Origin of the sequence: Pantoea dispersa (assembly GCF_014155765.1) — a bacterium.
Classification (GTDB): Bacteria; Pseudomonadota; Gammaproteobacteria; order Enterobacterales; family Enterobacteriaceae; genus Pantoea; species Pantoea dispersa.
This window is the reverse complement of record NZ_SCKT01000002.1, coordinates 203,943-215,423: the sequence shown is the minus strand read 5'-3', so window position 1 is coordinate 215,423 and position 11,481 is coordinate 203,943. Positions and strand designations below refer to the sequence as shown.

The following is an 11,481-nucleotide window of genomic DNA, read 5'->3' as shown; positions in this document are numbered from 1 at the left end:
TCATCCTCTCAATGTTTTTCCAGCCATGCGCCGTAGAACGACGGCCGGCCTACGGCTTCAAAACTCACGCCCTTCAGCCACGGCGCGCCGGCAAACACCTGCGGCTCTTCAAAGATCGGGATCACATAAGCCTGATCCAGCAGATAACGCTGGGCGTCACCGGTGAGCGCCAGACGTTTCGCCGGATCGACTTCGGCCGAGATTGCCACCAAAAGCTTGTTGAGTTGGTCGTCACGGAAATGCCGGACTTTGTCGCTGGAGCCGCCTTTTTGCAGCAGCGCATCGCGGTTGGCGGGGTAAAACATGCTCTTCACCACGTCCGGGTCGGCGCGGCCCACTTCCGAGACCGTGAGCGGGGTTTTTAGCGGATCGAGGTTGTCCAGCGTGCGGCTGCCAGCGTCACCGGCTTTCACCGTGAGCTGGACGCCAACCTGACGCCACTGCTGGGCCACCAGCTGCAGCACTTCTTTGTTCTGCGGCTGCGGCAGCGATTCATACACGGTCAGAGCCAGCTTTTGCCCCGCCTTAGCGCGGATGCCGTCGCTGCCGGGCTGCCAGCCAGCCTCATCAAGCAGTTGCCTGGCGCGGGCGGGATCGTATTTCAGTTTGTCCGCGAGGTTGACATACCCGGCGGCCGAGGCGGCGAGTACCGAGGTGGCCTGCGGATAGTTAGGTGAAAACAGGGTTTGCACCACCTGCTGCGCGTTGGTCGCGTGCAACAGCGCCTGACGTACACGCAGATCGCTGACCAGCGGGTTGTCCGGGCGGAAGCTGATGCTGTCGTTGACGCCACGCGTCGGCGCTGCGTAAACCGGGAACGCCTGCTGCTGCGCCTGTTTTTCGTCATACGCCTGCACCTGGCGAATAAAATCGGCCTGACCGGCCAGCAGCGCGCCGATGCGCACGCTATCTTCCGGTGTGACAATAAATTTGATGCCAGCCAGATTCGCCGGTCCCTGCTGGGTGCTGTTTTTCGGTCCCCACTGGTAATCTTTGCGCGCGGTTAAATCCACTTCCCGCCCAAGCTTTTCATCGCTGACCACAAATGGCCCGGAGCCAATAATATGGCGCGCATCGCCGAGCTGGTCGAAGCTGCGCTGCAGCGTGCTGAGGGAAACCAGTCCGGAGCCAATGGTGGCCGTGCCCTGTAAAAATCCAGGTGAGGGCTGTTTGAAATAAAACTTCACCGTCTGGGGATCAATCACTTCGCTGCGTTCGTAATTATTAATCACTTCAGACACCGGCAGGCGCTGGGCTTTATTACCGAGTCCGTAAGTATCAAAGTTTTTCGCCACGGCATTCGCATCCAGCGGCGTGCCATCGGAAAAGGTGACGCCAGGACGAATTTTAAAGGTGTATTCCGTTTTATCCGCGTTGCTGCTCCAGCTTTCGGCAATCCACGGTTCCACCTGCAGCGTTTTCGGATTTTGCCACGTCAGTTTGTCGGTGATCTGATTAAGAATGCCGCCGTTGGGATAAAACCCCCCAGCCGGCGGATAAAGATTGGTATGTGCCTGCTGTTCCAGATAAATCAGCGTGCCGCCTTTGACCGGCGTCTCCGCCGCGTGGGCGCTAAATATCCCTGTCAGCAGGGCTAAGCTCAGCGCCCGCAAGTGAAAATGCGTCTTCATGATGATTTCCTTTGTTATCAAGTGCCCGGTGGGCTGAAATCATCATCAAATGTGCAACCCGTGAGTTGAACCAATGAATTGCACTAAGCTTTTGCGAAAATAACAAAAGCGGAGAGTTAATTGTATGCCGCAATTACCGGGTTGTTTTCCTGGCTCGATAAAAATTGTTTTTTCTCAACCTGAAAACCTGCGCTGAGGTTATTGCTGCTGCGGATCATTACCGGCTCGCGTAATGTTAATCCGACAGAAAGCGAAATCCGCTTTACCAAAAATCAGGCTTTCACCAGCAAGTATTATGACTATTTCTCATTTCCTGAATCGCTTTGCCGATTTAGTTGTTTTACGAAATATAAATCTCCCCGCCACACTAAGCGCCATATTCATCGCAACCCTATTCATCGAAATAAGGAACAGGCGCATGTCATACCGACTGAGTTTGCTCGACAAATCACCGATTGCAGCAGGTGAGAGCGCCACGCAGGCCCTGCATCGCACACTGCAGCTGGCTCAGCGCGCGGAAGCCTGGGGTTATCACCGCTTCTGGCTGGCGGAACACCACAACAGCGACCAGCTGGCGAGTCCTTCGCCGGAATTGTTGATTGCCTGGATCATTGGCCAGACCCGGCATATCCGCGTGGGTTCCGGCGGCGTGATGTTGCAGCACTACAGCCCTTATAAAGTGGCGGAAAACTTCAACCTGCTGGCTGCGCTGGCACCTGGACGTATCGACCTGGGCGTGGGGAAAGCGCCCGGCGGACTGCCGCTTTCCACCCGCGCGCTGCAATTGGGGGTGCACCAGCAGGAGAAAGGCAGCTTTGCCGAACAGCTGGCGCTGCTGGATAGCTGGCTCAGTGTGCCGCCGGTGGGGGATGAGGAGATCCTGCGCGCCACGCCGCAGCCGCCGCGTCCGGCCAATCGCTTTCTGCTCGGGGCCAGCGAAGCGAGCGCCCGACTGGCGGCAGAGCTCGGCTGGCAGCTGGTGTTCGCCGCACACCACAACGGCGATCCGCAACTGATGGCGCAGGTGCTGAACAGCTATCGCCAGCACAGTCAGGGTCAGCGTGCGCTGGTGGCGGTACAGGTGGTGGTGGCGGATTCGCCGGCAGAAGCTGACCTGCTGGTCGACACACTGCGCATTTATCACGTCAGCGTGACGGGCGGACAGAGCGTTAACGTCGGCAGCATTGAACAGGCTGAGCGCTATGTGCGTCAGGGCGGTTTCAGTGATTACGTGATTGAGCCACGCACGCCGTCGCTGCTGAAAGGGACCGCGGCACAGGTGCACGCGCAGCTTGATGCGCTGCACCAGCGCTACGGCATTGAAGAGTTTGTTATTGATACGCCGGTGGCGGAGGAGCAGGCGCGGGTGAAATCCCTCGAACTGCTGGCGACGCATCGTCTGGTTAGCGCCTGACCGGGAGGTCCTGTGACGATAGTAAGCGAACAGCAGCTGATTGACTGGCGGCGCGAGCTGCACAGCTGGCCGGAACTCTCCGGTCATGAAGTGGAAACCAGCGCGCGGCTGCGCCGCTGGCTGCAGCAGGCTGACGTGCGCCTGCTGGATTATCCGCTGCACACCGGCGTGGTGGCGGAAGTGGGTCAGGGCGCGCCCCTGATCGCCCTGCGTGCCGATATCGATGCATTGCCGATTCATGAAGCCACCGGGCTGCCTTTTCGTTCACGGCAAGCCGGCGTTATGCACGCCTGCGGTCACGATGTGCACAGTGCGGTGATACTGGGTGCCACGCTGCAGCTGAAAGCACGGGAAGCTCAGCTAGCGGGGCGGGTGCGCATCCTGTTCCAGCCGGCGGAAGAGATTGCCCAGGGCGCGCGCCAGTTCATCAACGCGGGGGTGCTGGATCAGGTTCAGGCGATTTTTGGCATGCACAACGAACCGGGTTTGCCCACGGGCACCTTTGCCACGCGCAGCGGTGCGTTTTATGCCAACGCCGATAAATTTGTGGTGCGTGTGCACAGCACCCGCGCGGACGTGAACAGCATCCTGGTCGCCAGCCAGATTATTCAGGCGCTGCAATCCCTTACCAGCCGCAGCTTTAATACGCTGGACAGTCTGGTGCTGAGCGTCACGCGGATTGATGCGCACAGGCACCACGGTCTTCCGACGGCTGACGCGGAATTTGGCGGCACGGTGCGTACGCACGATAAACAGGTGCGCGCGCAGCTGGAGCAGCGTGCGCGCGAGGTGGTGGTCAATATCGCCGCCGCCAGCGGTGCCACGGCCACCTTTAGCTGGCATCCGGGGCCGCCGGTACTGGAGAACGACGCCCACTGGGCACAGTTTGCCAGTCAGGTGGCGCAGCAGGTGGGTTATCAGGTGCAACAGGCTGAGCTGCACCTTGGCGGCGAAGATTTCGCTTATTACCTGCAGCAGCTCCCTGGCGCGTTTGTCAGCATTGGCAGCGCCAGTGAATTTGGCCTGCATCACGGTGGCTTCAACCCCGATGAAGCGCTGATCGCCCCGGCGGCACACTACTTTAGTCAGCTGGCGCAACAGGCATTGCAGCAGCTAAACGCGCGATGTCGCGACGCCATCCTTAACTGATTTTCTTCCATTTCTGGCAGCGCTGTACGGCGATAAGGCTATCGCCGACAGGCTGCGCCATGAGCAAAGAGAGACGATTATGACTGCAAGACAACTGCGCCTCGGCACCATTCTGCACGGCGCATCCGGCAACATGTCCGCCTGGCGTCATCCGGCGGCGCAGGCGGATGCCAGCATCAGTTTTGATTACGCCCGCCGTATCGCCCGTAAAGCCGAGGCTGGCAAACTGGATTTCCTGTTTGTCGCCGATGGCCTGTTCATCAATGAGAAATCGATCCCGCACTTTCTTAACCGCTTCGAACCGCTGACGCTGCTGTCGGCGCTGGCCGGCGTCACCGAACATCTCGGTCTGGTCGGTACGGTGTCCACTTCCTACAGTGAGCCGTTCACCGTCGCCCGCCAGTTCGCCAGTCTCGACCATCTCAGCGGCGGGCGCGCGGGATGGAATGTGGTGACATCGCCGCTGGAGGGCTCGGCAAAAAACTTTTCGCGTCAGCAGCATCCCGAGCATGCGCTGCGCTACCGCATTGCCGACGAATATCTGCAGGTGGTGAAAGGGTTGTGGGATTCCTGGGAAGAGGGCGCGTTTGTGCGCAACAAAGCCAGCGGTCAGTTCTATGCACCTGACAAACTGCACACGCTGAATCATCACGGTGATTTTTTCCAGGTACAGGGGCCGCTGAACATTGAGCGCACCCCGCAGGGCCGGCCGATTATCTTTCAGGCGGGCGCCTCGGAAGATGGCCGCAAGCTGGCGGCGCGTCATGCTGACGCCATCTTCACCCATCAGCCAACGCGCGAAGAGGCGCAGGCGTTCTACCGGGATGTGAAGCAGCAGCTGGTGGCGAACGGGCGTGAACCGGGCGATCTGCACATTTTCCAGGGCGTCAGTGTGATCGTGGGGGAGAATGACGCAGACGTCGAGCGCCAGTACCAGACCACCGCGGCGCTGGTCTCGATTGAGGATTCACTCAACTACCTTGGTCGCTTCTTTGACCATCACGACTTCTCGCAGTATCCGCTCGACCAGCCGTTCCCGGACATTGGCGACATTGGCCAGAACAGTTTCCGTAGCACCACCGACGAAATCAAACGCAAAGCGCGTGAACACGGCCATACGCTGCGCCAGGCGGCGCTGGAAGCCGCGACGCCGCGTCCGCTGTTTCACGGCACGCCACAGCAGGTGGCGGATGGTCTGCAGCTGTGGTTCGAAACCGAAGCCACTGACGGTTTCATTATTCAGGGCGGCACGCCGGACACCTTCGAGCGTTTTGTTGATCAGGTGATTCCTGTTCTCCAGGCGCGCGGCCTGACGCGTCGCGAATACCCGGGCAGCACGCTACGCGCCAGCTTTGGTCTGAAACAACCGCTCAACCAGTTCACACCACAATAACGATGAGAAAACACGCTATGCAGAAAAAATCCCTGATTGTGCTGCTGTTACTGGGCCTGAGCAGTGCGGCACTGGCCGAGGACGTGGCCGTCAATGGTCAGCAGGTGAGCCTTGCCGCCAATAAAACGCCCATCAACACGCCAGAGAATCCTGCCGCCGTGGCGCAAATTCCGGCGGGCCACAAATTTGCCGTGCCGGGATCGTTCACCGTGGCGGTGGCGGCACTCAACTCGCCGCCGCTCACGGTATTCAGCGACGACAATAAAACGCTGCTGGGCAGTGAGGTGGATATCGCGCGTCTGGTGGCCGACAGCCTCGGGCTGAAGCTCAACATCGTGCCCACCTCGTGGGAGGACTGGCCGCTGGGCGTGGCATCGGGCAAATATGACGCGGCGATCACCAACGTGACGGTGACTAAAGATCGTAAACAGCGTTTTGATTTTGCCACCTACCGCAAAGATTCGCTGGGCTTCTATGTGAAAACCAGCAGCCCGATTACCTCGCTGAGCAAGGCAGAAGATATCGCCGGCCTGCGCATCATCGTCGGCTCCGGCACCAATCAGGAGGCCATCCTGCTGGCCTGGGATAAAGAGAATCAGGCTAAGGGACTGAAGCCTTTCACACCGGTTTATACCAAAGATGACGCTGCGCAGACGCTGGCGCTACAGGCCGGGCGCGCCGACGCTTACTTCGGCCCTAACGTGATTGGCGCGTGGAAAGCGGCGCTGACCAAAAAGACCCGGCTGGTGGGCAGTGTGGACGGCGGCTGGCCGAAGGCGGCGCACATCGCGGTGACGGTGAAGAAAGACAACGGGCTGGTGCAGCCAATTAACACCGCACTCAACGGCGTGATCAAAAACGGTGACTACGACAAGGTGCTGAACCGCTGGGGTGAAGGCGTGGAGCGTCTGGATCGTTCCGAGATCAATCCGCCCGGACTGGGCGATTAAGGAGGCGGCATGAGCCAGCAATTTTTCCGCGAAGTGTCACCGGAAGCGCCGGAGCTGCAGCCGATTCTTGACGGTCTGTTTGGTGAATATGCAGCACGCTACGGCGATTTCTTCAGGAAACACAATGAAGTTGAGCTGACCGAGTGGTATCTGCCGCCGCGCGGGCTGTTCATCGTGCTGGAGCGCGACGGTGAGATCATCGCCATGGGCGCCTACAAACCGTGGGATGCTACCACCGCCGAACTGAAGCGCATCTGGACGCGGCGTGACCTGCGCCGTCAGGGACTGGCACTGTTGATCCTGCAGGAGCTGGAGCGCCGGGCGCTGCGCGCAGGCTATCAGCGCGTGTTTCTCACCACCGGTTTCCGTCAGCCGGAAGCGGTACAGCTGTATATCGGCCACGGCTATCAGCCGCAGTTTGAGCTGCGCGAAGATATGGAGATTTACGGCCAGCCGCCGCACGATGGCCGGCTGCGTTTTCTCAAAGTGATTGATGTGCACAACGTGGCGCAGGCCAGCTAAGGAGAGCCACCATGAGTAAGCAACAACCTTTGACCGTGGTGCCGGCACGCTATCCGGCGCGTACCGTCGGTGCCATCATCGCGCTATTTATCCTTGCGGCGGTGATCGATTCCGTGGCCTTTAATCCGCGCTGGGAGTGGAGCGTGTTTGCCCGCTGGTTTTTCGATCCGGTGATCCTTAATGGCCTGGGGCAAACGCTGCTGCTGACGCTGTGCGGCACGCTGCTGAGCCTGATATTCGGCGGCCTGCTGGCCCTGGCGCGGCTCTCGTCATCGTGGCTGCTGAGCACGCTGGCGTTTGGCTATATCTGGCTGTTTCGCTCGCTGCCGCTGATTGTGGTGCTGATCATTCTGTATAACTTCTCGTACCTGTACGACACGCTGTCGTTCGGTATTCCGTTCACCGCTCTGTCGTGGGGGCACTTCCAGACCATCAACGTGCTCGGCCAGTTCCCGGCGGCGGTGATTGGCCTGACGCTGGTGCAGAGCGCGTATAGCGCGGAGATTATTCGCGGCGGATTTCTCGGCGTCGATCACGGCCAGTTTGAAGCCGCTTCGGCGCTGGGATTATCGTCGTCGCGCCGCACGTTTCGCATCATTCTGCCGCAGGCGCTGCGCGCGATTATTCCCACCACCTTTAATGAGATCATCAGCCTCGCCAAGGGCACCTCAATGGTGTACGTGCTGGCGATGCCCGAGCTGTTTTACACCATCCAGATGATCTACAACCGCACCCAGCAGGTGATCCCGCTGCTGATGGTCGGAGCCGCCTGGTATCTGATCATCACCACCGTGCTGTCGCTGCTGCAGCACAGCGTCGAGCGCTGGCTGGCACGCAGCGTCACGCGTGAACCGCAACCTTCGCGCTGGCGCCAGTGGCGCAACCGCAGCGTGAACCCTGCCGTCAACGAGGAGCTGTCTCATGTCCGAAGCCATTGATTACCGCTATCTGCATACCACCGGCGCCATCAGTATTACCGGCGTCAGCAAGACGTTTGGCCGGTATAAAGCGCTGGATGAGGTGTCGCTTGAGCTGGCTCCCGGTTCGGTAACGGTGATCCTCGGGCCGTCCGGTTCTGGCAAATCGACGCTGCTGCGCACCATCAATCATCTGGAGCGCGTGGATGAAGGCTTTATTCAGATCGATGGCGATTACATCGGCTATCAGCGGCGCGGCGATAAACTCTATGAGCTGAAAGAGAAGGCGATTTTGCGGCAGCGCATCAACGTCGGCTATGTGTTCCAGAACTTCAATCTGTTTCCGCACCTGACGGTGCTGGAAAATCTGATTGAAGCGCCGATTGCCCATCGTCAGCTGTCGCGCCGGGCAGCGATCGATCGCGCCGGTGAGCTGCTGGATGTGGTCGGCCTGCGGCACAAAGCCGATGCCTGGCCGCGGCATCTCTCTGGCGGTCAGCAGCAGCGCATTGCGATTGCGCGTGCGCTGATGCTCAACCCGCGCGTGATGCTGTTTGATGAGCCGACTTCGGCGCTCGACCCGGAACTGGTGGGCGAAGTGCTGGATGTGATTAAAAAACTGGCGCGATCCGGCACCACGCTGGTGATTGTCACGCACGAGATCGGCTTTGCGCGTGAAGTGGCGGATAATGTGGTGTTTATGGTTGACGGGCGCGTGGTTGAGCAGGGCAGCAGCCAGCAGGTGCTGAATCAGCCGCGTCATGAGCGCACCAAACGTTTCCTCGCCAGGGTGCTGTAATGAAGCCGGTGATTATAGTCGCGCTGGCGGGTGCGGTGCTGGCGGCATCCGCGGCAGGCGCGCAACAGCTGGACGCCAGTCATAACGAAACGCCGATCACCATGGCGGCCAATCCGCAGGCGATCGCGAAGATCCCCGCCGGATTTCATTTTGTTCACCCCGGCTATTTAACCGTCGCCACCTCAGCCAATAATTCACCGCCAATTGGCCTCTGGGCGTCCGATAATAAAACGCTGATCGGCAGCGACCCGGACATTGCGCGCCTGCTGGCCGACAGCCTCGGTCTGAAACTCAGGCTGGTGCCGGCGGCGTGGGAGGACTGGCCGCTGGGCATCACGGCAGGGCGCTATGATGTGGCGATGTTCAATATCGCGGTGACCGAGGAGCGCAAGCAGAAGTTTGATTTCGCCACCTATCGCGCGGATAACCATGCCTTCGCGGTGAAAGCGGACAGTAAAATCAGCGCGATTCGTCGCCGGGAAGACGTGGCCGGCAAACGGATTATTGTGGGCTCCGGTACCAATCAGGAGCGAATATTACTGAGCTGGGATGCGAAGAATCGGGCGCAGGGCCTGGCCCCGGTGCAGCCGATTTATCTCAACGATGATGCTTCCGCCACGCTGGCGCTGCTCTCTGGCCGGGCCGATGCGTCATTTGGCCCGCAGGCCATGGCGGCGTGGAAAGTGGCTTCGCGCGGGCAAACCAAAATTGTCGGACACGGGCCGTTTCGCGCCTGGGTAGCGGTCACCACGAAGAAGGGCAATGGCCTGGACGTCGCGCTGCAGCAGGCGATCAACGGCGCTATCGCTGGCGGCCAGTATCACCAGGTGCTGGCAAGATGGGGTGAAGAGGGCGAGGCAGTGGAGATTTCGCAGGTTAATCCGCCCGGGATTGTTTATCAGGATAATTAGGGCGGGGTGGCAGAGCGGCGAGATGAGTTTTCACCCGTTCAACAACACAGGCAATAGCGGTAACGGCGCAATTCATTGCGCTATGTCGGGATGGGCATGGCGCTTCTGAACATCAGCGCGATAAATCGCGCCGCTACAGGATGTGCGGTTTACAAGTACCGGAATGACACTTCGCACGTAGCGTAGCGGCGCAATTTATTGCGCTATGCCGGGATGGGCATGGCGCTTCTGAACATTCGCGCGATGAATCGCGCCGCTACAGTTTCGTGCAATGTGATGTATTGCGTGAGGACACAGCAATCCGTCCATACGTCATCCCGCCCGGTTTATCCTGCTTTTTTTATCCACTGCAATGCTTCGGCGGCGGGCAGCGGGCGGGCAAAATGGTAACCCTGGAATAAATGGCAGCCCTTATTGCGCAGGTGCTCGAAATACTCCTCGCTCTCAATCCCTTCCGCCAGCACGTTCAGCCCCATCGCGCGCGACAGCTCAATGGTCTTTTGCACCACAATCGCTGCCGATTCGTTTTCAAAAATGTGCATGATCAGGGACTTATCAATCTTAATATCATCAATAGCGAAATCACTCAGCGACTTAAGCGAAGAGTAGCCGACGCCGAAATCGTCGATCGCCCATTTAATCCCTAACTGGCTGAAGTGGTTGATGACATCCCCAATGCGCTGCTGATCGTAAATAAAAGTGGTCTCGGTAATTTCAAACTTTAGCCGCTCGGGACGGATTTTGTAATGCGACAGCGTCAGCAGCGTGTCATGGGTGAAGTCGCGGTGCATCAACTGCAGCGGGCTGATATTGATGGAAAACACCAGCGGGGGCAGCCGCAGCACGCGATCCCACTCGACGATTTGCTGCAGCATGCGCTCCAGCACCCACTTGCCAATATCGATAATCAGCCCGCTTTTTTCGGCTACCGGAATAAACACCTCCGGCGAGATAAAGCCTTTCTCCGGGTGCTTCCAGCGCAGCAGCGCTTCAAAACCGATGAGATTTTTGTCGCCATCGACCTGCGGCTGATAATAGAGCTCCAGCTGCTGGCGCTCGATGGCGGACGCGAGTTCGCGCTTGATAAGATCGGTGGCGGAATAATTGCCGCCATAGGTAAACACGGTCGACAGCAGTGCCGTCACCGGCACTGCACAATTGAAAACGGTAAAAACGGCTTCCTGCGGAATATTGAGATGAAAACGATTATTTTCCCAGATCAGACCGGTGGTGACAAAAAACAGATAACACAGCAGGCACAGCAGCGGAAATATTTTACTCAGATAAAAGGATTGCTGGCGCAACACCAGTGCCGAACCGACGATCAAGGCCACCAGATAGTTATATTCTGAACGCTTGCCGGCAGCGTGGTGATTATCCACCAGCAACAGCACGATGATGGTAAATAATAACGCATGGGTAATGACCGCCAGATGCCGCTCCAGCCGGTCGCTGAAGGCGCCGATGATGATGTAGCCCCCCAGCGCTATACTGGCGATATACAGACAGCCAATGTCATGATGACCGCGACTGAAATTCAGTGTTGCCATAAAGATACCAGCCACGATACTGGCGACGCCGGCAATCAGCAGCGTCAGGCGGAGCTTTTTTTCCGGGCTATCACCCTGCAAAATGAAGGGCAGATTACGGATGCGCGACCAGGCTGAACTCAACAAAGGGTTCATAAACGGTTCCGGGTTTTATTGTCATGACGCGTGAAGGTGTAAACGCCACATAATATATTTAAGCGAGACGACTGTCATAATTGTTTTCAGATTATTTGCGCGTTAAGCGC

At 58.6% G+C, this 11,481-nt stretch carries 10 protein-coding genes; 8 read left to right on the top strand and 2 right to left on the bottom strand.

What is annotated here, in order from left to right:
- Positions 1–8: 8 nt before the first annotated feature.
- The gene (locus H7K56_RS07675; protein WP_104093335.1) at positions 9–1,631 is read right to left on the bottom strand and encodes a TIGR04028 family ABC transporter substrate-binding protein; all 1,623 of its coding nucleotides are present in this window, start codon (positions 1,629–1,631) and stop codon (positions 9–11) included.
- Positions 1,632–2,049: 418 nt separating this feature from the next.
- Here H7K56_RS07675 and H7K56_RS07670 point away from each other — a divergent pair, with 418 nt between their 5' ends.
- The 8 genes from H7K56_RS07670 (at position 2,050) to H7K56_RS07635 (ending at position 9,686) form a co-directional block, all read left to right on the top strand.
- Complete coding sequence (locus H7K56_RS07670; protein ID WP_058770234.1) at positions 2,050–3,045, top strand: MsnO8 family LLM class oxidoreductase; 996 nt, start codon at positions 2,050–2,052, stop codon at positions 3,043–3,045.
- 12 nt (positions 3,046–3,057) lie between these two features.
- Entirely contained in the window at positions 3,058–4,194 is a 1,137-nt protein-coding gene (locus H7K56_RS07665) for an amidohydrolase (RefSeq protein WP_150360322.1), read from the top strand.
- A 79-nt stretch (positions 4,195–4,273) separates the two neighbouring features.
- Positions 4,274–5,587 carry an LLM class flavin-dependent oxidoreductase gene (locus H7K56_RS07660; RefSeq protein WP_150360321.1) on the top strand — a complete coding sequence of 438 codons (1,314 nt, stop codon included), beginning with the start codon at positions 4,274–4,276 and terminating at the stop codon, positions 5,585–5,587.
- Between the two features lie 17 nt (positions 5,588–5,604).
- On the top strand, positions 5,605–6,537 hold the full coding sequence (locus tag H7K56_RS07655; protein WP_150360320.1) for an ABC transporter substrate-binding protein: 933 nt from the start codon (positions 5,605–5,607) through the stop codon (positions 6,535–6,537).
- A 9-nt stretch (positions 6,538–6,546) separates the two neighbouring features.
- Complete coding sequence (locus H7K56_RS07650; protein WP_021509059.1) at positions 6,547–7,059, top strand: GNAT family N-acetyltransferase; 513 nt, start codon at positions 6,547–6,549, stop codon at positions 7,057–7,059.
- Positions 7,060–7,070: 11 nt separating this feature from the next.
- Positions 7,071–7,997 carry an amino acid ABC transporter permease gene (locus H7K56_RS07645; protein WP_021509060.1) on the top strand — a complete coding sequence of 309 codons (927 nt, stop codon included), beginning with the start codon at positions 7,071–7,073 and terminating at the stop codon, positions 7,995–7,997.
- Complete coding sequence (locus tag H7K56_RS07640) at positions 7,981–8,775, top strand: amino acid ABC transporter ATP-binding protein (RefSeq protein WP_150360319.1); 795 nt, start codon at positions 7,981–7,983, stop codon at positions 8,773–8,775. Before H7K56_RS07645 ends, H7K56_RS07640 begins: the two co-directional genes overlap by 17 nt.
- Positions 8,775–9,686, top strand: coding sequence for an ABC transporter substrate-binding protein (locus H7K56_RS07635; RefSeq protein WP_150360318.1), 912 nt, complete (start codon positions 8,775–8,777; stop codon positions 9,684–9,686). Before H7K56_RS07640 ends, H7K56_RS07635 begins: the two co-directional genes overlap by 1 nt.
- A gap of 326 nt (positions 9,687–10,012) precedes the next feature.
- Here H7K56_RS07635 and H7K56_RS07630 read toward each other — a convergent pair whose 3' ends face one another.
- Complete coding sequence (locus H7K56_RS07630; protein WP_132463059.1) at positions 10,013–11,371, bottom strand: putative bifunctional diguanylate cyclase/phosphodiesterase; 1,359 nt, start codon at positions 11,369–11,371, stop codon at positions 10,013–10,015.
- Positions 11,372–11,481: the final 110 nt, after the last annotated feature.